The sequence below is a fragment of the Sphingobium sp. MP9-4 genome, assembly GCF_005281675.1.
GTDB classification, from domain to species: domain Bacteria; phylum Pseudomonadota; class Alphaproteobacteria; order Sphingomonadales; family Sphingomonadaceae; genus Sphingobium; species Sphingobium yanoikuyae.
Genome location: NZ_LUFI01000045.1, coordinates 1 through 23,209, shown reverse-complemented (window position 1 = coordinate 23,209; position 23,209 = coordinate 1). Strand labels below are relative to the sequence as shown.

The window sequence follows — 23,209 nt, the reverse complement described above, 5'->3', positions numbered from 1 at the left end:
GGCGGCTTATAGGCAACGAATTTTTCTGCCTCAAGTCAGTGTGGACCAGATTTTCTTCGCTGTTGCAACGCCTCCCGCTCCCGCCTATCTCGCACCTCGCGCACAGGTGCGCGATCATGGGCATGTCATGCCCGTGCGATATGGGCGGGCCGGGCGCCGTTTTTGCGCGACCTCCCGCAACGGAATAGTGGAACAGGGCGGAATGACCGACGAAGAAGTATTGGCAGAATTCCGGGCAGCAGGTGCGCTGCTCGAAGGACATTTCATCCTGTCGTCGGGCCGCCGCAGCGACAATTACCTGCAGTGCGCCCGCGTGCTGATGAATGCCGAGCGCGCCGGCAAGCTGGCCCGCGCCACCGTGCAGCAGCTGCCGCGCGAGCTGCGCCAGGAGATCGACCTGGTCGTGTCGCCCGCCATGGGCGGCCTGATCATCGGCCATGAAGTCGGCCGCGCGCTCGACAAGGATGCGGTGTTCCTCGAACGGCCCGAGGGCGTGTTCGAACTGCGCCGCGGCTTTGCCATATCGCCGGGGCAGAAAGTGCTGATGGTGGAAGACGTCGTCACCACCGGCCTGTCCTCGCGCCAGGCGATCGAGGCGGTCGAGCGCGAAGGCGGCATCGTCGTCGCCGAAGTGGCGCTGGTCGATCGTTCGGCCGGCGAAGTGGACCTGGGCGTCCCCTTCTACCCGCTCGTGAGCATCAATTTCCCGGTCTATGACGCCGATCAGCTGCCGCCCGAACTGGAAGCGGTGCCAGCGATCAAGCCCGGCAGCCGGAAGCAATAAGATGGCCGCCGTTCCGCTGCGCCTGGGGGTCAATATCGACCATGTGGCGACGATCCGCAACGCGCGGGGCGGCGAACATCCCGATCCGGTCAAGGCCGCGCTGCTGGCGGTGAAGGCCGGCGCCAACGGCATCACCGCGCATCTGCGCGAGGATCGCCGCCATATCCGCGACGAGGATATCGCGATGCTGATGGCGGCGCTCGACGTGCCGCTGAACCTGGAAATGGCGGCGACGCAGGAAATGCTGGGCATCGCCCTCAAGCACAAGCCGCATGCCGCCTGCATCGTGCCGGAAAAGCGCGAGGAGCGCACGACCGAGGGCGGCCTGGACGCCGCCGGCCAGATCGAAGTGCTGCGCCCGATCGTCGCCGCACTCACCGAGGCCGGCATCCGCGTCAGCCTGTTCATCGAGGCCGACGCCGCCCAGATCGAGGCCGCGATCCAGCTTGGCGCGCCCGTGGTCGAATTTCATACCGGCGCCTATGCCCATCTGACCGGCGAGGCCCGCGCGGTCGAGCTGCGCCGCATTGCCGACGCCGCCGCGCTCGCCGCCAAGAACGGCATCGAGCCGCATGCCGGCCATGGCCTCACCTTCGACAATGTCGCGCCGATCGCCGCCATCCCGCAGATCGCCGAACTCAATATCGGCCATTTCCTGATCGGCGAGGCGATCTTCGGCGGGCTGGAAGCCAGCATCCGCGAAATGCGGCGCCAGATGGACCTGGCCCGATGAAGGCCGCCAAAGCGTGATCATCGGCCTCGGCTCCGATCTCTGCAATATCGAGCGGATCCAGAATTCGCTCGACCGCTTCGGCGACCGGTTCGTCCAGCGCGTCTTCACCGATGTCGAACAGGCCAAGGCGGAACGCCGGCCGTTTACCAAAGCCGGCACGCTGGCCAAGCGCTTCGCCGCCAAGGAGGCCTTTTCCAAGGCGGTCGGCACCGGTTTCAAGGCCGGCGTCTTCATGAAGGATATCGGCGTCGTCAACGCGCCCAGCGGCGCCCCCACGCTGGCGCTGTCCGGCGGTGCCGCACAGCGGCTGGCATCGATGGTGCCGGCGGGCTACAAGCCGGTCATTCACCTGACGCTCACGGACGATCATCCATGGGCGCAGGCCTTCGTCATCATCGAGGCGCTGCCGCTTTGAGCGGGCCGCCCTCCCCATCCGAGCATAGCCCTTCCATGACGGCAGTCGACATGACCCAAACCGACCCCCTGCCCCCCGCCGCGCCCGAAACGGCAGCCGACGACAAGGAGGCAGGCAATAGCGGGGCCGGCAACAGCGGGGTGAACTGGTGGCATGAGGTGAAGAGCATCGTGCTGCTCATCCTCGCCGTGCTGGCCTTTCACAGCTTCGTCGCCAAGCCCTTCTACATCCCGTCGGAATCGATGATGCCGGTGCTGCTGAAGGGCGACCGGCTGGTGGTGAGCAAATTCCCCTATGGCTGGTCCTATGTCAGCCCCAGCTTCCATCCGCTGCCCTTCCTGAAGGGGCGCATCCTGGGCCATCTGCCCGAGCGTGGCGACATCGTCATCGTCTCGCCCCAGAACCGGCGCGAGGATTATATCAAGCGGGTCATCGGCCTGCCCGGCGACATTGTCGAGGTGCGCGGCGGTCAGGTGATCCTGAACGGCGTGCCGGTGCCGCAGAAGGTGCTCAAGCCCCTGCGCATAGCGGTCGACGGCAACGCCCCCTGCCCGCCGATGCAGTTCCCTGGCGCGCTGGTGACCGACAAGGCGGGCAAGAGCTGGTGCGAACTGCCGGTGCGGCAGGAAGTGCTGCCCAACGGCAAGACCTATGTCACGATCGACATGGGGCCGAGCGCGCTCGACTGGTATGGCCCGGTCCGCGTGCCCGCCGACCATGTCTTTCTGATGGGCGACAATCGCGACAACAGCGCCGACAGCCGCGCGCCGCTGGAGGAAAATGGCCTGGGCGGCCCGGTGCCGTGGGAAGCGATCGGCGGTCGCGCCGAATTCATCACCTTCAGCCTGGACGGCGATTCGAGCTGGAATCCGATCAGCTGGCTCCATGCCTTCCGTGGCGGCCGTGCCGGGAACAGCCTGCGCCCCCAGAGCGTTACCGAGGCGAAATAGTTCACAGCATCTGACAGGGGGTTCCGGGTTTGAGCGACGCGCAGCAGCATATCGAGCAACCCGGCCCCAGCGAATTGCGCAGCCCGCTGGTCCAGCATGAGATCAAGCGGGCGGGCGTCTGGTTCGCGATGGCGATCGGCATCGCGCTGATCGTGCTGCTGGCCCAGCCGATCATGCTGATCCTGGGCGCGCTGGTCTTCACCACCGTGATGGATGGCGGCACCCGCCTCTTGGGCCGCGTGCTGCCGATCGGCCGGGGCTGGCGCCTGACGATCGTGTTGCTCGCCGTCGTCGCCTTCCTCGCCTACACCTTCTACCTCACCGGCTCCAGCCTGGCCGCCCAGGCGCAGGCGATGCGCACCATCGTCGAGGCGCAGGTGGAGCGGGTCGGCGGCTGGATGCAGCAGCTTGGCATCACCACCACGCCCGAAGACCTCAAGGGCCTGGCCCAGCAGGCAATGAGTTCCATGGGCCGGGTCACCGCCGCCGTCGGCACCGCCGTCGGCGCGATCACCAGCGGCGTCATGATGCTGGTGCTGGCCATCTTCATCGCGGTCGAACCCAAGCTGTACGAGCGCGGCGTCGCCTGGATGCTGCCGATGGACAAGCGCGCCCATTTCTACACCGTCGCCGACAAGATGGCCTTCACCTTGCGCCGGCTGATGTTCGGCCGGCTGATCGGCATGACGGTGGAGGGCGTGGGCGTATGGCTGCTGCTGTGGGCGGGCGGCGTGCCGATGGCGGGCCTGCTCGGCATCCTCACCGGCCTGCTCGCCTTCCTGCCCAATATCGGCGCGATCATCTCGGGCGTGCTGATCGTCCTTGTCGGCTTTTCCGGCGGCACCCATACCGGCCTCTATGCCTTTGGCGTCTACATGGCGGTGCAGATCATCGACGGCTATCTGATCGTGCCGATGGTGGCCAAGCGCGCAACCGACCTGGCCCCGGCACTGGTGCTGGCGGCGCAGATATTGCTCGGTGCGCTGTTCGGCATCCTCGGCCTGTTCCTGGCCGATCCGATCGTCGCCATGATCAAGGTCTATCTGGAGGAACGGTCCAAGGCTCTGGCAGGGCAGACCATCCTGAAAAGCGACGATAAAAACGGCGATTGACGAATGCGTCCCGGAACGTAACGATTGCTCCTGCGCTTCTATCCTAAAGCGAAAGGAGAGAATGGCATGACCGTGGCAATGGAGCAGCAGAAGAAGCTGCATTTCGAACTGACCAATGTCGGCATGCGGGCCCAGGCGACCGCCGCCGGAATGGTCCAGCTCTGCCGGGAACTGCATCGGGCCGGCATCCTCGACAATGACGCACTGGAACGGATCAAGTCGGCGATCGCCGACGATATCGACATTGGCGCACCGCGTTCGGTGTCCTGCGTCGAATATCGGCGCGACGTGAAGGCGCGACTCGACCGCCTGTTCACCGGCGAGGAAAAGATTGGCAGCGCCGAAGGCCTCGCCTTCCCGCCATCGGCGCCCGGCGATCAGGCCAGCCTCTGAGCATTTGTCCGGACTGCGCCTCTGGCGCAGCCGCACCGCATCAAAAATGCGCCCTTTCGCGCATTTTTCAGACAACCTCTAACCACCAAAGAAAAAGGGCCCGGAAACCGGGCCCTTCTCTACTCTCGGATCGATCGGATCAGTTGCCCGGCACGCCCTGCGGAACGGCGCCCTGCGGCATGCCACCCTGCATCTGCTGCATCCGCTGCTGCATCTGCATGATTTCCGCGCGCGACTTGAAGTCGTGCAGCTGGACATCGAACACCAGCACCGAATTGGCCGGGATCGGGCCGGCGGCCTGTTCGCCATAGCCAAGCTGCGGCGGGATCCACAGGCGATATTTGCCGCCCTTCTTCATCTTCTGCAGGCCTTCGGAGAAGCCCGGCACCACGCCATCGACCGGCATCGGCGTCTGCGGATTCTCGTCGAACACGGTGCCGTCGAGCAGCGTGCCCTTATAGCCCACCAGCGCAACGTCGGCGGTCGTCGGGCTCGGCCCGCTGCCTTCCTCCAGCACCTGGTACTGCAGGCCCGACTCGGTCGTCACCACGCCCTTGGCATGGGCGTTCTGCGTCAGGAAGGCGGCCGGCGATGCTTCCACGCCCTGCTGCCCTGCCCAGGCCAGACCACCGGCCGCCAGCGCGATCGCGGCGACACCGATCCAGAGTCGCGTCAGCGACCCCTTGGCGATAGGACGAAGGGGGACAGCCGTCGTGGACATGGGCGAACGCCTCGCAATGAAGAACGGGAAATCAGCAAAGAGTCAGGACGACCGCGAACCGGCCGTCCTGATATCGGCAGTCCTTAACGGACGCCGTCGCGCTCGGCGCGCTTGCGCTCCAGCTTGCGGGCGCGGCGGACAGCAGCCGCCTTTTCGCGCGCACGCTTTTCCGAGGGCTTCTCGTAGTGACGACGCAGCTTCATTTCGCGATACACGCCTTCACGCTGCAGCTTCTTCTTGAGCGCGCGGAGGGCCTGGTCGACATTGTTGTCGCGAACGATGATCTGCATAAGTCCGTCAATCTCCAATCGAAAACGGGCGGATCGCCAGGAATGAAACCCTCCCGACGGGCCGACCGAATATAAAAATCCGTGAGTCGCCACAGGTCACCCTGAGGCATGTGGGGCGCGCCCTACCAGCAGAGTCGGGCAAATTCAACCCCTGCAGGGCTTTCACGCCCTTTCCCTCGACAGAATGCGTCGAGCGGAGGATAGTGGCGTCCATAATATAAAGGAGGATGGCCATGGCAAGTGCCGCCAGACAGCCCGACATGTCGCCTGCCGAATGGGAGGCGCGCCAGCAGCTCGCCGCCTGCTATCGCATCTTCGACCATTTCGGCTGGTCGGAACTGATCTACAATCATATCACCCTGCGCGTGCCCGATGAGGAAAACGCCTTCCTCATCAACCCGTTCGGCCTGCTCTACAGCGAGGTGACGGCGTCCAACCTGGTCAAGATCGATATCGACGGCCATGTGCTGGACGGCAGCCCCTATCCGGTCAATCGCGCCGGCTTCACCCAGCATAGCGTGTTCCACCGCCACCTGGCCGACGCTCATTGCATCATCCACACCCATACGACCGCAGGCATGGCGGTGAGCGCCACGCAGGAAGGATTGCGGCCGATCAATTTCTACGCCGCCGCCTTTGCCGGGCGGATCGCCTATCATGACTTCGAAGGCGTCACGATCCGGCCGGACGAAGGGGAAAGGCTGATCGCCAATCTGGGCGCGCGGCGAATCATGATGCTGCGCAACCATGGCACGCTGGTGATGGCCAAGAGCCTGCCCGAAGCCTTCCTGATGCAATGGATGCTCCAGCGTGCCTGCGAGATCCAGGTCGCGGCCTGCGCCGCCGGCACGCCGGTGGAGATCCCCGCCGATGTCATCGCCGTGCATCAGCGCGACCTCGCCGGGGTGCAATTGCCGGTCGGCGTCGGCGTGCCGGATTTCCAGGCGATGGTCCGCCTGATCGACCGCACCGACAGGAGCTGGCGGGACTAGAGCACCCTGCCTCCCGACCTCCGTTCGCTCCGCGCGGACGGAGGCGGATCAGCCCTTGCCGAATCCGCCGCCGCCCGGCGTCTCGATCACGAAGACGTCGCCCGGTGCCATCTGCGCCGATCCGGTCGCGCCCAGCATCTCGACCCGGCCATCGCCACGCTCGACCCAGTTGCGCCCCAGCCCGCCGGGCGCGCCGCCGTCGAGGCCAAAGGGCGGCACGCTGCGCCGGTTGGCCAGGATGCCGGCGGTCATATCCTCCAGGAAGCGGATGCGGCGCAGCCCGCCATTGCCGCCATGATGCGCGCCCGCGCCGCCCGATCCGGCCCGGATGGAAAATTCCTCCAGCAGCACCGGGAATCGGCTTTCCAATATTTCGGGGTCCGTGAGGCGGCTGTTGGTCATGTGGGTCTGCACCACATCGGCGCCGTCGAAATCCGGCCCGGCGCCCGATCCGCCCGAGATCGTCTCATAATATTGGTGGCGCGCATTGCCGAAGGTGAAATTGTTCATCGTCCCCTGCGCGCCCGCCATCACGCCCAGCGCGCCGAACAGAGCGTCGGTAACGACCTGGCTGGTCTCGACATTGCCGGCGACGACCGCCGCGGGATAAAGCGGCCGCAGCAGCGATCCCTCTGGCACCACCAAAGTCATGGGCTTGAGGCAGCCGTCATTCATCGGCACGGCCTCGTCCACCAGGGTCCGCACGACATAGAGCAGGGCCGCGCGCGCGACCGACAAAGGCGCGTTGAAATTGCCCGGCAGCTGGTCCGACGTGCCGGTGAAATCCACCGTCGCGCCGCGCGCCGCCCGGTCGATCGTCACGTTGACGACCACCTCCGCCCCATTGTCCATCGCATAGCGATAGTGCCCGTCGGACAGGCGATCGATCAGCCGGCGCACCGCTGCCTCGGCCTGATCCTGCACATGGCCCATATAGGCGGCCACGACATCGGCGCCATAATCGCCGCTGATCCGCTGCAGCTCGGCCGCGCCCTTGGCGCAGGCGGCGATCTGGGCGGACAGGTCGGCGATATTCTGGTCGATATTGCGCGAGGGCCAGCGGCCGGAGCCCAGCAAGGCGCGCAGATCGCCCTCCAGGAAGCGGCCCTGATCCACCACCAGCACATTATCGAGGACGATGCCCTCTTCCTCGATGCTGCGGCTGTCGGGCGGCATGGAGCCGGGCGAGATACCGCCAATATCGGCATGATGGCCGCGCGCCGCGACATAGAAGGCGGGCGCGTGCGCCGTCTCATCCACGAACACCGGCATCACCACCGTCACGTCGGGCAAGTGCGTGCCGCCATCATAAGGAGCATTGAGCGCATAGACGTCGCCCGGCAGCATGCCGCGCCCGTCGATCGCCCGGCCATCGGCACCGATCCCGCGCCGGCGCATGACCGCGCGGATGCTTTCGCCCATGCTGCCCAAGTGAACCGGCATGTGCGGCGCATTGGCGACCAGATTGCCGGTGGCATCGAACAGGGCGCAGGAGAAATCCAGCCGCTCGCGGATATTGACGGAGGACGCGCTGTGCTGAAGCGCAGCGCCCATTTCCTCGGCGATCGCCATGAACAGGCCGCCCATAACCTCCAGCCGGACCGGATCGACGGCGGTGCCGTCATCGGCGGCGGGTGCCGGGCGCGGCGCATGACGGGTCAGCAGCAGATTGCCGATCAAATCGAGCCGCGCGCGCCAGCCCGGCTCGACCACCGTGGTCGACACCGGGTCGCTGATCAGCGCCGGGCCATCGATCGCGCTGTCCAGCGTCAGCCCGGCCCGGTCGAACACCGGCGCCGGTGTGCCCGCCAGCATCACCTGCGCCAGCGGCGCGGCCTTCTGGGTCGCGATGGTCGCCACCTTGCCCATATCCTCGGCGGTCGGCGCGATCGCCTCGACCCGCACCATGTCGACCAACACGGTGCCGGTGCCGCCATAGCCGAAGCGGGCCTGATATTGCGCCTCGAACTCGGCCAGCATCGCCGCCCGATCGCCCAGCATCACGTCGAACAGGCTGTCGGTGCCATCATAGCGCAGCCGCAGCACCGTCTCGCTCCGCTCCGCCTCGGGCAGGTCGGCGCGCGCCTGCTCCCCCAGGTCTGCGATCGCCGCTGTCAGCGCGTCGGCGCCCGCATCGTCCAGCGGCAGCGCCAGCGTCCGCTCGCGCACCGCGCGCCGGTCGGCCAGGCCCATGCCATAGGCGGACAGGACGCCGCCCAGCGGATGGATCATCACCCGGTCCATGCCCAATGCGTCGGCGACCAGACAGGCATGCTGCCCGCCCGCCCCGCCAAAGCTCGCCAGCGTATAGCGCGCCACATCATGACCGCGCGCGACCGAGATGCGCTTGATCGCATTGGCCATGCTGGCGACGGCGACGGCGATGAAGCCCTGCGCCGCGTCCCGCGCGCTCATCACCCGGCCGGTCTGCGCCTCCACCTGCGCACAAATGTCGGCAAAGCGCGCCTCGACCGCGTCCCGGTCGAGCGGCTGGTCGCCATTGGGGCCGAACAGGCTGGGGAAGAAATCGGGCTGCACCTTGCCCAGCATGACATTGCAGTCGGTGATGGTCAGCGGTCCGCCGCGCCGGTAGCAGGCCGGCCCCGGCACCGCGCCGGCCGATTCCGGGCCGACGCGAAAACGCCCGTCGACCACCGAACAGATGGAGCCGCCGCCCGCCGCGATGGTGTGGATGCGCATCATCGGCGCGCGCAGCCGCACGCCCGCCACCCGCGCCTCATTGTCGCGTTCATAGCTGCCGGCATAATGGGACACGTCGGTCGACGTGCCGCCCATGTCGAAACCGATCACCTCGCCGAACCCGGCTTGCTCGGCGGTGCGAGCCAGGCCGACGATGCCGCCGGCCGGGCCGGACAATACTGCGTCCTTGCCACGGAACAGGTCGCCCCGCGTCAGCCCGCCATTGGACTGCATGAACAGCATGTCGGCGTCCTCGCCCAGTGCCGCGCCCAGCCCGTCGACATAGGCGCGCAGCACCGGCGAGAGATAGGCGTCGGCCAGCACCGTGTCGCCCCGCCCGACCAGCTTGATGAGCGGCGCGACCTCATGGCTGACCGATATCTGGGTGAAGCCGATCTGCCGGGCGATCCGCGCCAGCGCCTGCTCATGGGCGGGATAGCGATAGCCATGCATCAGCACGATCGCGACCGCGCGCAGCCCGGCATCATAGCCGCGCTGCAACGCCGCCTGCGCCGCGACCTCGTCCAGCGGCGTCAGGATGGTGCCATCCTGCATCAGCCGCTCGTCCATCTCCACGACATCGGCATGGAGCGGCGGCGGCAGGTCGATCCGCCGCGCGAACAGGTCCGGCCGGTCCTGATAGCCGATGCGGATCGCGTCGCGAAATCCCTTCGTGATCGCCAGCAGCACCGGCTCGCCCTTGCGCTCCAGCAGCGCATTGGTGGCGATGGTCGTGCCGATCCGCAGCGTACAGGGCGGGATCGGCCCGTCGCCCGCGCCGGTCAGCCGCCGGATCGCCTCGACCGCCGCGTCGGCATAGCGCTCGGGGTCGCTCGACAGCAGCTTGGCGGTGTGAAGAACCCCTTGCGGGTCGCGTGCCACCACGTCGGTAAAGGTGCCGCCGCGGTCGATCCAGAATTGCCATTGCATGCCCCGCCTGATGGCCGCGCCACAGGCGGTTGGCAAGCCGCTTGGCTCAATGGCCGGTCAGCGGCTCGATCGCCCCGGTCGCCAGCAGCGCGGCATAGCGCTGGTCGAAGTCCGCCGCGATCTGCGCCAGCGTCACCTGTCCCAGCCGGGCGATCAGCATCGCCTCCGCCTCCTGCATCGCGGCCGCCATGGAGGCGTTGACCGCCTGTTCGACCAGGCATTGCGGATTGGGGTCGGCCGGGCCGATCGAGAAGATGCGCGGCTCGCCCACCGCGCGATAAATGTCGAGGATGCGGATCGCGTCGAGCGGACGGGCCAGGGTCCAGCCGCCGCCATGCCCCTTTTCCGATCGCACATAGCCCGCGTCGCGCAGGCCCGCCATGGTCCGCCGCACCACCACCGGATTGGTGCGCAGCATCTGCGCCGCCAGCTCCGACGTCATCGGGCCGTCCAGCCGATCCATGTGGATCAGGATATGCAGCATTCTCGACAGGCGCGCATCCAGCTGCATCGCAGGCGTCTCCTTTCCCGCTCGCCTATCACGCAACATCAATTGTTGCAAATGTGCGAGGCACGATTATGTAACTTATCAAGTATCGTGATTCGGTGCAGCCATTGAAAGGAAGACCCATGCATGACGTGATCGTGATCGGCGGCAGCTTTGCCGGCCAGTCGGCGGCAATGCAGCTCGCCCGCGCGCGGCAGGATGTGCTGCTGATCGATGCCGGCCTGCCGCGGAACCGCTTTGCCGACGCCGCCCATGGCTTCCTGGGGCAGGATGGCCGCACGCCCCGCGCCATCATCCGCGATGCCGCGCGCCAGCTGCTCGCCTATCCCACCGCCCGGATGCTGGCCGGCGAAGTGCGTCATGCCATCAAGAGCAGCGACAGCTTCGCACTGACCCTGGCCAGCGGCGAAACCCGGTTGGCCCGGCGGCTGATATTGGCGACCGGCGTGAGCGACGAGCTGCCGTCGATCCCCGGCATGGCGGAACGCTGGGGCGAGACGGTGCTGCACTGTCCCTATTGCCATGGCTATGAAGTGCGCGACCATCCCCTGGGCATCATCGCCAACCACCCAATGTGCGCGCATCAGGCCACGCTGATCCCCGACTGGGGACCATCCACCTATTTCACCCAGGGCCAATATGAGCCGGACGATGCCGAACGCGCCCGGCTGGAGGCGCGCGGCGTCACGATCGAGCGCGTGCCCGTGGTCGCACTGATTGGTGACGCGCCCGCGCTGAGCGCCGTGCAACTGGCCGACGGCCGGACGATAGAAATCGCCGCTGTCTTCACCGCTCCCAGAACGCGGCTCAGCAGCGATGTCGCGGTCCAGCTCGGCTGCGCGCTGGAGGATGGCCCGACCGGCCCCTTCATCAGCATCGACGCCTGGGGCCTGACCTCGGTGCCCGGCGTCTATGCCGCCGGCGACGCCACCTCCCCCATGCACAATGCGACCTTTGCCTCCGCATCCGGGGTCAAGGCCGGGGTCGGCGCGCACCAGTCGCTGGTCTTCGCCTGACAGGCGGGGGCGGGGCTGGACGGCGCCGCGCTATTTCCAGAAGCCCGCCAGCTTGCGCACCGATGCCTCGGCGGCGGCGCGGTCGGGGGCTTCGTTGGCGTCGCCATAGCCGAACCAGTCGTCCTCCCCGACCTCCTGCACCACGATGCCGTCGCGCCGCGCCAGCATCGCCAGCTTGTCATGATAGACGCCATAGGTGGCGCCGGCCTGCGGGATCAGCCAGGCGATCTGGCCGCGCACCGGCACGATGCTCTCGTCCCGCCACAAAGCCCGCGCGCCATAGCCGGTGCAGTTGATGACCGTCTTCTGCTTCATCCGCGTCACATCCTGGGGTTCGTGCAATTCCATCGGCACGATGCGGCCGCCGCCGATCAGGAAATCATTGGTCAATTGATGGGCAAGGTCGGCGACATTGAAGGTCAGCGAACTGCTGCGCCGGGCGCGTTCGGTGCGGAAGGGATGGGTGCCCGGCGCCAGCTCGACCGATCGCGGCATGATGTCGTGCAGCCGCTCCACCAGCCGGATGAAGCGATCGGGCCGCTGCGGCGTCGGCATCTCGACGGCGGGCGCCACGGCCGGGCCGTCCGACAGCATGTAACGGTCGGTCCATTCCACCGGATCGCCCGGCAGGCCGAGCAGCCCCTGATAGAAAGCGAAGGATCGCCGCGCCATCGCCTCCCAGCGATCGCCAAAGCCGGCATCGACGCCACCCTCCATCGCGATCCGGGAATCGGGCGACCAGGTGCCGGTCGCCCGCGCCGATCGCACGTCGGGAAATTGCTCCTTGGCATAGATGGTCACCTGCGCCCCGGCACGCTGGGCGGTGAGCGCAGTGGTGAGGCCGATCGCGCCGGCGCCGATCACCGCAATATCCGTCATCCCATCCGCCAGCGCCATGCCGACCGCAACCTCGGCCGATCCCCAGGACAGTGACCAGCCGCTGCCGCCATGGCCATAATGATGGACGACCCGCTTGCGTCCCACCTCTTCCACCGCGATGCGCGGCCCGGCGGCGCGGAAGGGCCGCAGGCAGACGGTGATGCGAAAGATGCGATCGGGCGTCGCGCGGATCGGCTCCAGCCCGGCCAGCGGATCGAACAGGCTGGCCGCATCGCCCCCCGCCGCCAGCGACAGGGCACCCAGCCCGCCCAGGCCCCGCGCCAGAAAATCGCGTCTGTCCATCATCCCGCCCCCTATCTGCCGACCGGTTCAACGAAGTGCCCGGACATAACCGCAACGACCCGTCGCATGACAGACACAATCGGGTTGCCCCACCGTTGTTAATTGCCCATTAAGACCAGATGAATGCGCTCCGCCCCGAACGATCCATCGTCGTTCTGCTGCTCGCGCTTGCCACCGTCATCGTTGCGGTAGGCGGCACCATCTGGCTCTATCGCAGCCAGCAAGCCGAGATCGGCTGGGTCAACCACACGCTGCGCGTCGAAAACCGCCTGTCGGTGATCCTGTCGCGGGTGCAGGCCGCCGAAAGCGCCCAGCGCGGCTATATGTTGACCCGCCAGGATCCTTTCCTGGGGCCGTTCGACACGTTCAAGGCGGACTGGCCGCGCGAGATCGCGCAATTGCGCGAGGATGTGCGCGACAATCCGGAACAGGTGCAGGCGACCGATCGGCTGGGCCAGATGCTGGCGCAGCGCCTGACCCTGTTGGACGGCGGGATCGAGCTGCGACGGCGCAACCGCCCGGTCGATCCCAACGCCTTCGCGCCGGGCCTGATGTCGATGGCCGGCATCCATGCCCATATCACCGCCATGAAGGCGCGCGAGACCGATCTGCTGCGCCTGCGCAGCATGGAGGCCAACCGGCTGACCTTCTGGGTCACCGCCAGCCTGTCGGTCAGCGCCGCATTGGTCATCATCCTGGGCCTGCTGGCGCTGCGCAACGCCCGCCGCCGCATGATCGAGGCGGTCGCGAGCGAACGGGCGCTCGCCGAGGCCAATGCCCGGCTGGTCAGCGAAGCGGAACAGCGCACGGCGATGGAGGCGCAGGTCCGCCAGTTGCAGAAGATGGAATCGATCGGCCAGCTGACCGGCGGCATCGCCCATGACTTCAACAATATGCTCGCGGTCGTCATCGGCTCGCTCGACATGGCGCGGCGCCGCCTGCCCGCCGATATCGATCGGCGCATCAGCAACGGCCTCGACAATGCGACCGAGGGCGCGCAGCGCGCCGCGCAACTGACCGCGCGGCTGCTCGCCTTCTCGCGCCAGCAGCCGCTGGCGCCGCAATCGACCGACGTGAACAAGCTGGTCGGCGGCATGTCGGACATGCTGCGCCGGACGATCGGCGAGCGGGTGCGGGTGGAAAGCGTGCTGTCCGGCGGCCTGTGGCGGGCCAGCATCGATCCCGGCCAGCTGGAAGCGGCGATCCTGAACCTGTGCGTCAATGGCCGCGACGCCATGCCCGATGGTGGCCGGCTGACGGTCGAAACCGGCAATGCCTATCTCGACGATGCCTATGCCGCGACCCATGCGGAGGTGATCCCCGGCCAATATGTGCTGGTGTCGGTCACCGACAGCGGCACCGGCATGACGCCCGACGTGGTCGAGCGCGCCTTCGACCCCTTCTTCACCACCAAGGGCGTGGGCAAGGGCACGGGCCTGGGCCTCAGCCAGGTGTTCGGCTTCGTCCGCCAGTCGCACGGCCATGTGAAAATCTATTCCGAACCCGGTCAGGGCAGCACGATCAAAATCTATCTGCCCCGCCATTATGGCGTGCCGGTCGCCGATCCGGTGGCGCCCGCCATCGCCCTCGATCTGCCCCGTGCCCAGGGGGACGAGATCATCCTGGTGGTCGAGGATGAGGACCGGGTGCGGCACATGTCGGTCGATTCCCTGCGCGAACTGGGCTACACCATCGTCCAGGCCGCCGATGGCGAACAGGCGCTGGCGATGCTGGCGATCGAACCGCGGGTCGACCTGCTCTTCACCGACATCGTCATGCCCGGCATCAACGGCCGCATCCTCGCCGACCGCGCCCGTGCCGACCGGCCGGAACTGCGCGTCCTCTACACCACCGGCTATACCCGCAACGCCATCGTCCATAACGGCATGCTCGATCCCGGCGTCGCCTTCCTGGCCAAGCCCTTCACCATGGACCAGCTCGCCGGCAAGGTGCGCCAGGTGCTGGACGAGGAGCCGGCCTGATCTGGATTATGGACAAGCCGGAATCAGGAACGTAACATGAACACATGTCCGCCCTGTCCACCCGTAAAAAGCTCGAAATCCTTGCCGATGCCGCCAAATATGACGCGTCCTGCGCCTCGTCCGGCACGACCAAGCGGGATTCGCGCGACGGCAAGGGGATAGGCTCGACCGAAGGCATGGGCATTTGCCATGCCTATGCGCCCGACGGCCGCTGCATCTCGTTGCTGAAAATCCTGCTGACCAACAGCTGCATCTTCGACTGCCATTATTGCATCAACCGCCGGTCGAGCGATGTCCGCCGCGCCCGCTTCACCGCGCGCGAAGTGGTCGACCTCACGCTCAGCTTCTATCGCCGCAACTATATCGAGGGACTGTTCCTCTCCTCCGGCATCATCCGCTCGTCCGACTATACGATGGAGCAGATGGTCGAGGTCGCCCGCAGCCTGCGCGAGGATCATGATTTTCGCGGCTATATCCATCTGAAGACCATTCCTGATGCCGATCCGGACCTGCTGCGTCAGGCCGGCCTCCATGCCGATCGGCTGTCGATCAATGTCGAGCTGCCGACCGAACCCGGCCTCAAGCGGCTGGCGCCGGAAAAGGACGGCCGTCGGATCGAGGGGGCGATGGCGCAGATGCGCAGCCAGATGGACGATATGGGCGACGCCCGCCGCAAATATCGCCATGCCCCCCGCTTTGCCCCGGCGGGCCAGTCGACCCAGATGATCGTCGGTGCCGATGCCGCTGACGATCGCGCCATCATCCAGCGGGCGAGCAGCCTTTATGACCGGCACCGGCTGCGCCGCGTCTATTACAGCGCCTTCTCCCCCATCCCCTCGCCCAGCAGCGTGCTGCCGCTCAAGCGCCCGCCGCTGATGCGCGAACATCGGCTCTACCAGTCGGACTGGATGATGCGCTTCTATGGCTATTCCGCCACCGAAATCGCCGCCGCGACCGACCGGGACAGTGGCTGCCTGCCGCTCGACATCGATCCCAAGCTCGCCTGGGCCTTGCAGCATCGCGCCAGCTTCCCGGTCGACGTCAACCATGCGCCGCGCGAAATGCTGCTGCGGGTGCCGGGCCTGGGGGTGAAGGCGGTCGAGCGCATCCTGGCCAGTCGCCGCCATCGCCAGCTGCGGCTGGAAGATGTCGCGCGCCTGACCACGTCGATCGTCAAGCTGCGCCCCTTCCTGATCGCCGCCGACTGGCGCCCGGTGCAACTGGCCGACCGAGTCGATCTGTCCGCGCAGTTGCGGCGTCCCGCCGCCCAGCTCGAACTTTTTTAAGGGGAGCCGAGGCAATTTTGCGGTTGATCGCAAGCACGGTTCATGAAACTCTTGTAACACGATCAGCAAGGGGATCGGGACTTTGGCGACACTTTTCGACAATCAGGCCATGGAGCGGCAGGGCGCAGGCTTTGCCAAGCGCATCAGCACGCATCTTGCGGCCGCCCTTGTCGTCTTCTGCCTGCTTCAGATCTTCATCGTCGCCAAGATGGGCGGCTCGCTGGTCCTGCACCTCGGCGTCATCATCGCGATCGGCGGTTTCGCCATCGCCGCCCGCGCGCTCGAACATCGCTGGCAGATGCTTGACCACAGCGGCCTGTCCCATGCCGGTCTGCGCCTGCGCTTCCGCCGCGACCTGCTCCAGCTCTGGGGCACCAGCCTGCTGGGCGCGCTGCTCTGGGTTCCGGTCGCGATCATCTTCCACGCGCTGTTCGGCTAAGCGCCGGACCCTTTTTACTGGGCCATCGTTTCCTCCTTCATCGCATGAAGGAGGATTGCCCATGGCCAAGGCCAGCATTTTCGATCGCCTGAAACAGGATCATGACGCCCATCGCCAGCTGTTCGACAAGATGGCGGAGGCGACGCGCGAAAAGGATGACGACCGGCTGGAGAAGCTGTTCGACCAGTTCAAGATCGAGGTGACGGCCCATGCCGCCGCCGAGGAAGAGACGCTCTACGCCACTATGCTCGCCCAGCCCGACCTGCGCGAAGATGCCCAGCACAGCGTGTCCGAACATAAGGAAATCGACGATTTCCTGGAGGAGCTGGATGGCCTGAAATTCAATGGCGATGCCTGGCGCCGCACCTTCGACCAGCTCAAGAAGCGCTACCTCCACCATATCGAGGAGGAAGAGGAAGAGATGTTCCCCGACGCCGCCAAGGAACTGAGCGCCGCCGAGGAGGAAAAGCTGGCGAAGCTGTTCGCGCGCCGCAAGCCCGCCGAACTGGCCCGCGCCGAGGCGGAGGACTGACCGGACGGCCATGCATCGGGTGACGCTGGCGGGGCCGGACGATTTTGAGGGCTGGCGCGATGCGGCCCGCGCGCTGGCCCTGGCCGCCATTCCCGCCGACGCCATCCTCTGGGATGTCGCGGGCAGCGCCACGCCAGACCTGTTCGGCAGCGACGCAACACCCCTGCCCCCGGCTCCGGCGGATGCGGCCTTTTCCGTGCCGCGCGCCTTTGTCGACCTGGCGCAAAGCGCGATCCTCCATCGCGATCCCGCCCGCTTCTCCCTGCTCTACAGCCTGTTGCTGGCGGTGCGCGCGGTGCCCGGCCGGATGGAGGATCGCGCCGATCCGCTGCTGCGCCGGGTCGAGGATCTGGCCAAGGCGGTGCGGCGCGATATCCACAAGATGCGCGCCTTCGTCCGCTTCCGCGAACTGGATGAAGGCGACGGCCCGCGCTTCATCGCCTGGTTCGAGCCCGACCATCATATCGTCCGCGCCAATGCCGGCTTCTTCACCCGCCGCTTCGCATCGATGCGCTGGTCGATCCTGACGCCGGAGGTCAGCATCCATTGGGATGGCGACATATTGACCGAAGGCCCCGGCGCGCAGCGCGGCGACGCCCCGGCCGAGGATCCGGTCGAAGATGTGTGGAAGGGCTATTATGCCGCCATCTTCAACCCGGCCCGATTGAAGACCGGGGCGATGCTGTCGGAAATGCCGCGCAAATATTGGCGCAACCTGCCCGAAGCCGCCCTGATCCCCGATCTGGTCGCCGGCGCCCAGGCACGCGAGGCGGCGATGATCGCCACTGCGCCACGCCCGGCCGCTCGCTCCGGCAATAGCCGCGCCGCCTGGCAGGCGTTGCGAAACGAAGCGATGGCCTGCACCCGCTGTCCGCTGCACGGGCCAGCCACGCAGACCGTGTTCGGCGAAGGGCCGCTCGACGCATCTTTGCTCTTCATCGGCGAACAACCGGGCGATCAGGAGGATCTGGCCGGTCGCCCCTTTGTCGGTCCCGCCGGCCATTTGTTCGACGCTGCACTGGCCGAAGCCGGCGTGGATCGGGCACGCGCCTATGTCACCAACGCCGTCAAGCATTTCAAATATGAACAGCGCGGCAAGCGCCGCCTGCACCAGACACCCGACGTGCCGGAGATCAGGGCCTGCCGCTGGTGGCTGGAACAGGAACTGGACCTGATCCGCCCGCGCATCATCGTCGCTTTGGGCGCCACCGCGGCCCGCGCCCTGCTGGGCAAGCCGGTGACGATCAGCCAGATGCGCGGCCGGCCGATCCCGCTCGATGACGGCACCGAAGCCTGGATCACCGTCCATCCCAGCTATCTGCTGCGCCTGCCCGACCCCGATCGTCAGGCGCAGGAACAGGCCCGCTTCGTCGCCGACCTGCGGATGGTCGGCGATCGGCTCCACGCCCTCGCCTGATATAAATCCGTTGACGGCCGGCTCGCTGCGCGCGACGCTGCCGCCATCAAATTAAACAGGGGGTTACATGATCTGGGGGAAGGCAGCGGCACTCGCCGCATGCAGCATGGCAGCACTGGTCGCGGTGTCGGCGCCGGCCGTAATGGCCAAGGATGTCGTGGTCCATGCCGGACGGATGATCGACGGCACCGGCGCTGCCGCGCGCGAGAAAGTGTCGATCCTGATCCATGATGATCGCATCACCGCGATCCAGTCCGGTTTCGTCACCCCCGCCGGCGCAGAGGTGATCGACCTGTCGGCCAAGACCGTGCTGCCCGGCCTGATCGACACCCATGACCATATCACCGCCGGCTGGCACAGCGGCGACCCGATCCGCAACGCCGTGACGCGCAGCGCCTATGAGGACGCGATCGAGGCGACCGGTTTCGTGCGCAACACGCTGCTCGCCGGCTTCACCTCGGTCCGCGACTGCGGCGCCGATACCCAGGTGATCGTCGCGCTCAAGAAATCGATCGACGGCGCCGTCATCCCCGGCCCGCGCCTGTGGGTGGCGGGCACGCCGCTCGGCCCGACCGGCGGCCATGGCGACGCGGTCAACGGCCTGCGCGTCGAATTTGCCGACATTCCGCACATCAGCGACAATGTGATCGACAGCCCGGAAGCCGCCCGCATCGCCGTGCGCAGGCTCAAGCGCGAGGGCGCCGACCTCATCAAGATCATGCCCTCGGGCGGGGTCATGTCGATCGGCGACGATCCCAAGCATCAGTTGATGACCGACGAGGAGATCAAGGCGGTGATCGATACCGCCCACAGCCTGGGCATGAAGGTCGCGGCCCATGCCCATGGCAAGGAGGCGATCGACCATACGATCGCGCTGGGCGTCGATTCGATCGAGCATGGTTCCTATGCCGACGCCGGCAGCTACAAGATCTTCAAGCAATATGGCGCCTATCTGGTGCCGACCATGCTGGTGGGCGAGCGCGTCTATCAGCGCGCCAAGGAACATCCCGAACAGCTCAATCCCTCGACCGCCGAAAAGGCGCTGGTGATCGGCCCGCTGCTGCAGAAGAATCTGCGCGAGGCCTATGCCGCCGGGGTCAAGATCGCTTTCGGTACCGACACGTTCGGCCTGTCCGACCATGGCGAAAATGCCCAGGAATTCGCGCTGATGGTGCGGGCGGGCATGCCGGCGATGGAAGCGATCAAGGCCGCCACCGCCAATGCCGCCGACCTGCTGGGCAGCGCCGATGTCGGTACGTTGCAGGCCGGCCGCTATGCCGACCTGATCGCGGTCGACGGCGACCCGCTGGCCGATGTCCGCCAGCTCGAAAAGGTCGGATTCGTCATGAAGGGCGGCGCCGTGGTGAAGGCCGATGGCAAGCCGATGATCTGAACCTCGCCTGGGGCTGGCGTCAGACCAGCCCCAGCCGCGCCAGTTCGTTCAGCATGGCGGGCGGCATCGCTTCCAGATCGTCCGCCTCGCCCCCGCCCAGATCGGGCGGCGCATCCTTGTCCTCCAGATAGCGCCAGCCCTGATGCGCACGCTTGGGCGCCGTCCGCACCGGGATCAGCCGCGGCGCCAGCCGGATCCAGTAGCGCCCCTGCCCGGTCTCCTGAAATCCCAGGATCGGACTGCGGCCGACCAGCGCATGGCCGTGAATCCAGTAGAGCGACCCGCCCTCCATCTCCTCCAGCCGCTTGGGCAGGTAACGGGTGGTCAGGCGCGCCTCGTCCGCATGGCTTTCCAGCCAGGCCTTGAGGGTTGCGGGGCTTTCGCTCTGGAAGGCGATCTTGGTCAGGTGCAGCGGCATTGGCGTCTAGATGGGGCGGCGGTTCAGCCGGTCAATCCCGCCGCCGTCGCCAACCCCAGAAAAGCGAAGAAGCCCATCGAATCCGTGATCATGGTGACGAAGATGGAGGATGCCACCGCCGGGTCGAGGTTCATCCGGTCGAACGCCAGCGGCACCGCCGCACCCGCCAGCCCGGCCGTCACAATATTGGTCATCATCGCCGCGGCTATCACGCCGCCCAGCGCGACATTGTGGAACACCAGCCCCACGCCCAGCCCCAGCACCAGCGCCACGGTGCAGCCATTGAGCAAAGCCACGCGAATTTCGCGCAATATGGTGCGGCGGGCGTTGGACCCGGTAATCTGGTTGGTGGCCAGCGCGCGCACCGTCACCGCCATGGTCTGGCTGCCGGCATTGCCGCCCACGCCCGCGACGATCGGCATCAGCGTGGCGAGCGCCACCATCTTCTCGATCGTATTCTCGAAAATGCCGATGATGGTGGACGCCACCAGCGCGGTCAGCAAATTGGTCAGCAGCCAGCGCACGCGCGCGCGATAACTGTCCATCACCGGCTCGTTGATGTCGCCTTCGCCCGCACCCGACAGGCGGAGAATATCCTCGCCCGCTTCCTCGGAAATGATGTGGACGATGTCGTCGACCGTGATCATGCCGACCAGCCGGCCGCTGCCATCGACCACCGCGGCGGAAATCAGCGCATATTTCTGGAAGCGCAGCGCCACTTCTTCCTGGTCCATGTCGACCGGGATCAGCGTCTGCTCGCGCTTCATCAGGTCGGCCATGGCTATGCCGCGCGGACAGGTCAGCACCCAGCTGAGCTGACAGGTGCCGATCGGCTTATGCCCCTCATCGACGACGAAGATTTCCCAGAAATCACGGGTCAGGTCGCCATTGTCGCGCAGATAGTCGATCACCTGGCCGACCGTCATATGCTCGGGCACCGCGACCAGGTCGCGCTGCATCATGCGGCCGGCGGATTCTTCGGGATAGGAAAGCGCGGACTCGATCGCGGCGCGATCCTCCGGCTCCATCGCCTCCAGCACCGCCTGCTGGTCGGCCTCCTCCATGTCCTCGATGATCGCGACGGCGTCGTCGGTATCGAGTTCGGAGGCGAATTCGGCGACCTGTTCGGGCGCCAGCGCGCCGATCAGGTCGTCGCGCACATAATCATTGAGTTCGGACAGAACCTCCGCGCCAACCAGGTCGCCCAGCGCGGCGGCCACTTCGCCACGCTGCTCGGCGGGCGTCAGTTCCAGAAGGTCGGCGATGTCGGCGGGGTGCAGCGGCGAAACCAACTCGCGCGCATGGTCGATATCGCCTTCATCCACCGCATCCAGCACGGCGGACAGGAATTCGGGCTTCAGCCGGTCATCCTCGTCCAGGCTCGACTCGGCCTGCTCCATACCGGCCGAGATCAGACTCTCGTCAGCAAGTTCCTCGTGCGGCCGCGGCTCGGCCAAATCGCCACGTTCGGTCATGGCGCGCGCAACTGTCCGGTTCCTGTAACATTTCGATGCTTTCGCCGATGCACAATATAATTGCAATGGGGTTGGACGCGCTTTGGCAACAGATGGGACAGGCTTTGCCAAACAGCCGCTTCCATCCCCATCCCAAGCCTCTATATGAGGCGATCAACGCCTTCCCCAATGAGAGGATCTTTCATGGCCGACGAAACCCTTACCCTTTCCCTCGACAGCGGCGGCGACGTCGTGATCAAGCTGCGCCCCGATCTGGCGCCCGGCCATGTCGAACGCATCACCACCCTTGCCAAGGACGGCTTCTATGACGGCGTGGTCTTCCACCGCGTCATCCCCGGCTTCATGGCGCAGGGCGGCGATCCGACCGGCACCGGCATGGGCGGCTCCAAGCTGCCCGACATCAAGGCCGAATTCAGCCGCGAACCGCATGTCCGCGGCGTGTGCTCGATGGCCCGCGCAATGAACCCGAACAGCGCCAACAGCCAGTTCTTCATCTGCTTCGACGACGCCACCTTCCTCGACGGTCAGTATACCGTCTGGGGCGAAGTCACCTCGGGCATGGAACATGTCGACGCGCTGCCCAAGGGCGAGCCGCCCAAGACTCCGGGCAAGATCGTCAAGGCGACCGTCGCCTAAGCGATACGCCGTCAAGGCCACCGCCAGCCCTCATGGGCATGGCGGCAGGCCAAGCCCCGACACCGGTGCGGCCCCGCCGCGCCGGTGTCAGTGTTTCCGGGCCAGGCCGTCGGTCGCGGAAATCAGCTGCGCGGTCTGGGTCGCATTGTCCGACTCGTCCGCCGGCGGCGCGACATAGGCGCCGATCGATTCGATATGCCAGCGCCGATCCGCCTCGCTCGCGCCCGGCACCGCATCGACCCGGCGCAACACCACCTGGCGCAGCCGATACCAGGGCCTGCCGTTCGCCTTCAGCCGGCCATAGACCTGCACCGGCACCGTCACGAAGCTTGATCCGGCCGCGCCCTCGATCTCGGCCGGGCTGCCGATATTGGCATGGATCTCGCTGAAGCCACGGAAGCGCGCGGCGAAATGCGCATCATCCTGCGCGCCGATCGCGCTCTTGTCGTTCCACAGATCCTGCGCGTCGCTGAAGCGCTTTTCCTCCAGCAAGCCATAATAGCCCTGCACCACCTGGGCCGCGCCCTGGGCGCTGTCGGGGTCGATCGCCCCTTCCTCGGCCGGCGCCGGTTCGACCGGCAGGCCACCGGGCGTGCCGGGCGCAGGCGGCGCCAGCGGCTCCATCAGCGCCTGCGCCTCGGCCCGGACATTATTCTCGACCTGGCTGGCATTGGCGCCATTGGCAAGATTGTCGATCGCGCTTTCCTCCCGCCCGTCACAGGCGGCCAGACTCACCAGGCCCAGCAACAACGCGGCGCCGGTCATTCCCCTCATGAACGTCTCCCGCATTATTGAGGACGGGTCCGAACCGGTTCGCGGCCGCCGCCCCTTGTCCCGGCGTCCGACCGCATGCGCGGCGCCGGACGGGCGCTGCCGCCCATGTCGCGCGGCGGGCGGCTCGCCTG

At 66.7% G+C, this 23,209-nt stretch carries 23 protein-coding genes; 15 read left to right on the top strand and 8 right to left on the bottom strand.

What is annotated here, in order from left to right:
• Nucleotides 1-202: 202 nt before the first annotated feature.
• The 6 genes from pyrE to A0U87_RS15115 all read left to right on the top strand — a co-directional run bounded on the left by pyrE (nucleotide 203) and on the right by A0U87_RS15115 (nucleotide 4,387).
• A complete protein-coding gene (gene pyrE, locus A0U87_RS15140; RefSeq protein WP_137405665.1) occupies nucleotides 203-784 on the top strand; it encodes an orotate phosphoribosyltransferase in 582 nt (193 codons plus the stop codon).
• A 1-nt stretch (nucleotide 785) separates the two neighbouring features.
• Nucleotides 786-1,517: a pyridoxine 5'-phosphate synthase gene (locus A0U87_RS15135; protein ID WP_010339614.1), complete on the top strand. Its 732-nt coding sequence runs from the start codon at nucleotides 786-788 to the stop codon at nucleotides 1,515-1,517.
• 13 nt (nucleotides 1,518-1,530) lie between these two features.
• Complete coding sequence (acpS, locus tag A0U87_RS15130) at nucleotides 1,531-1,932, top strand: holo-ACP synthase (RefSeq protein WP_010339613.1); 402 nt, start codon at nucleotides 1,531-1,533, stop codon at nucleotides 1,930-1,932.
• Nucleotides 1,933-1,967: 35 nt separating this feature from the next.
• Nucleotides 1,968-2,882 (top strand): signal peptidase I, encoded by a 915-nt coding sequence (gene lepB / locus A0U87_RS15125; protein ID WP_010339612.1) that lies wholly within the window; start codon nucleotides 1,968-1,970, stop codon nucleotides 2,880-2,882.
• A 29-nt stretch (nucleotides 2,883-2,911) separates the two neighbouring features.
• Entirely contained in the window at nucleotides 2,912-3,994 is a 1,083-nt protein-coding gene (locus A0U87_RS15120) for an AI-2E family transporter (RefSeq protein WP_048937447.1), read from the top strand.
• A 66-nt stretch (nucleotides 3,995-4,060) separates the two neighbouring features.
• Nucleotides 4,061-4,387 carry a hypothetical protein gene (locus tag A0U87_RS15115; protein ID WP_004208616.1) on the top strand — a complete coding sequence of 109 codons (327 nt, stop codon included), beginning with the start codon at nucleotides 4,061-4,063 and terminating at the stop codon, nucleotides 4,385-4,387.
• A 139-nt stretch (nucleotides 4,388-4,526) separates the two neighbouring features.
• Here the strand turns inward: A0U87_RS15115 and A0U87_RS15110 are convergent, their stop codons facing one another.
• Together A0U87_RS15110 and rpsU are read right to left on the bottom strand one after the other, a co-directional pair.
• A complete protein-coding gene (locus tag A0U87_RS15110) occupies nucleotides 4,527-5,108 on the bottom strand; it encodes an FKBP-type peptidyl-prolyl cis-trans isomerase (protein ID WP_004208617.1) in 582 nt (193 codons plus the stop codon).
• An 83-nt stretch (nucleotides 5,109-5,191) separates the two neighbouring features.
• Nucleotides 5,192-5,398, bottom strand: a complete 207-nt coding sequence (gene rpsU, locus A0U87_RS15105) for a 30S ribosomal protein S21 (RefSeq protein ID WP_004208618.1) — start codon at nucleotides 5,396-5,398, stop codon at nucleotides 5,192-5,194.
• Nucleotides 5,399-5,631: 233 nt separating this feature from the next.
• Between rpsU and A0U87_RS15100 the strand changes: the two genes are divergently transcribed.
• A complete protein-coding gene (locus tag A0U87_RS15100; protein ID WP_029548003.1) occupies nucleotides 5,632-6,390 on the top strand; it encodes a class II aldolase/adducin family protein in 759 nt (252 codons plus the stop codon).
• Between the two features lie 48 nt (nucleotides 6,391-6,438).
• On the opposite strand, the gene A0U87_RS15095 is transcribed toward A0U87_RS15100, so the two are convergent.
• Together A0U87_RS15095 and A0U87_RS15090 are read right to left on the bottom strand one after the other, a co-directional pair.
• Nucleotides 6,439-10,020, bottom strand: a complete 3,582-nt coding sequence (locus tag A0U87_RS15095; RefSeq protein ID WP_010339609.1) for a hydantoinase B/oxoprolinase family protein — start codon at nucleotides 10,018-10,020, stop codon at nucleotides 6,439-6,441.
• A gap of 46 nt (nucleotides 10,021-10,066) precedes the next feature.
• Nucleotides 10,067-10,531 (bottom strand): Rrf2 family transcriptional regulator, encoded by a 465-nt coding sequence (locus A0U87_RS15090; protein ID WP_004208622.1) that lies wholly within the window; start codon nucleotides 10,529-10,531, stop codon nucleotides 10,067-10,069.
• A gap of 119 nt (nucleotides 10,532-10,650) precedes the next feature.
• On the opposite strand from A0U87_RS15090, the gene A0U87_RS15085 reads away from it, so the two are divergent.
• On the top strand, nucleotides 10,651-11,544 hold the full coding sequence (locus A0U87_RS15085) for an NAD(P)/FAD-dependent oxidoreductase (protein WP_137405664.1): 894 nt from the start codon (nucleotides 10,651-10,653) through the stop codon (nucleotides 11,542-11,544).
• 30 nt (nucleotides 11,545-11,574) lie between these two features.
• On the opposite strand, the gene A0U87_RS15080 is transcribed toward A0U87_RS15085, so the two are convergent.
• Nucleotides 11,575-12,729 carry an FAD-dependent oxidoreductase gene (locus A0U87_RS15080; protein ID WP_137405663.1) on the bottom strand — a complete coding sequence of 385 codons (1,155 nt, stop codon included), beginning with the start codon at nucleotides 12,727-12,729 and terminating at the stop codon, nucleotides 11,575-11,577.
• Between the two features lie 116 nt (nucleotides 12,730-12,845).
• Between A0U87_RS15080 and A0U87_RS15075 the strand changes: the two genes are divergently transcribed.
• The 6 genes from A0U87_RS15075 (at nucleotide 12,846) to A0U87_RS15050 (ending at nucleotide 19,775) form a co-directional block, all read left to right on the top strand.
• On the top strand, nucleotides 12,846-14,708 hold the full coding sequence (locus A0U87_RS15075) for a CHASE3 domain-containing protein (RefSeq protein WP_010339606.1): 1,863 nt from the start codon (nucleotides 12,846-12,848) through the stop codon (nucleotides 14,706-14,708).
• Between the two features lie 44 nt (nucleotides 14,709-14,752).
• The gene (locus tag A0U87_RS15070) at nucleotides 14,753-15,994 is read left to right on the top strand and encodes a putative DNA modification/repair radical SAM protein (protein ID WP_048937449.1); all 1,242 of its coding nucleotides are present in this window, start codon (nucleotides 14,753-14,755) and stop codon (nucleotides 15,992-15,994) included.
• A gap of 82 nt (nucleotides 15,995-16,076) precedes the next feature.
• Complete coding sequence (locus tag A0U87_RS15065) at nucleotides 16,077-16,433, top strand: hypothetical protein (RefSeq protein ID WP_010339604.1); 357 nt, start codon at nucleotides 16,077-16,079, stop codon at nucleotides 16,431-16,433.
• Nucleotides 16,434-16,494: 61 nt separating this feature from the next.
• The gene (locus A0U87_RS15060; protein ID WP_010339603.1) at nucleotides 16,495-16,965 is read left to right on the top strand and encodes a hemerythrin domain-containing protein; all 471 of its coding nucleotides are present in this window, start codon (nucleotides 16,495-16,497) and stop codon (nucleotides 16,963-16,965) included.
• Nucleotides 16,966-16,975: 10 nt separating this feature from the next.
• Nucleotides 16,976-18,382, top strand: coding sequence for a UdgX family uracil-DNA binding protein (locus tag A0U87_RS15055; RefSeq protein ID WP_010339602.1), 1,407 nt, complete (start codon nucleotides 16,976-16,978; stop codon nucleotides 18,380-18,382).
• A gap of 67 nt (nucleotides 18,383-18,449) precedes the next feature.
• A complete protein-coding gene (locus A0U87_RS15050; protein WP_010339601.1) occupies nucleotides 18,450-19,775 on the top strand; it encodes an amidohydrolase family protein in 1,326 nt (441 codons plus the stop codon).
• Between the two features lie 19 nt (nucleotides 19,776-19,794).
• Here the strand turns inward: A0U87_RS15050 and A0U87_RS15045 are convergent, their stop codons facing one another.
• Together A0U87_RS15045 and mgtE are read right to left on the bottom strand one after the other, a co-directional pair.
• Nucleotides 19,795-20,193, bottom strand: a complete 399-nt coding sequence (locus A0U87_RS15045; protein ID WP_010339600.1) for a DUF1489 domain-containing protein — start codon at nucleotides 20,191-20,193, stop codon at nucleotides 19,795-19,797.
• Nucleotides 20,194-20,216: 23 nt separating this feature from the next.
• Nucleotides 20,217-21,668: a magnesium transporter gene (gene mgtE, locus A0U87_RS15040; protein WP_010339599.1), complete on the bottom strand. Its 1,452-nt coding sequence runs from the start codon at nucleotides 21,666-21,668 to the stop codon at nucleotides 20,217-20,219.
• A gap of 183 nt (nucleotides 21,669-21,851) precedes the next feature.
• Between mgtE and A0U87_RS15035 the strand changes: the two genes are divergently transcribed.
• Nucleotides 21,852-22,304, top strand: a complete 453-nt coding sequence (locus tag A0U87_RS15035; protein ID WP_004208636.1) for a peptidylprolyl isomerase — start codon at nucleotides 21,852-21,854, stop codon at nucleotides 22,302-22,304.
• Between the two features lie 87 nt (nucleotides 22,305-22,391).
• Here the strand turns inward: A0U87_RS15035 and A0U87_RS15030 are convergent, their stop codons facing one another.
• Complete coding sequence (locus tag A0U87_RS15030) at nucleotides 22,392-23,078, bottom strand: hypothetical protein (protein ID WP_170978403.1); 687 nt, start codon at nucleotides 23,076-23,078, stop codon at nucleotides 22,392-22,394.
• Nucleotides 23,079-23,209 lie beyond the last annotated feature (131 nt).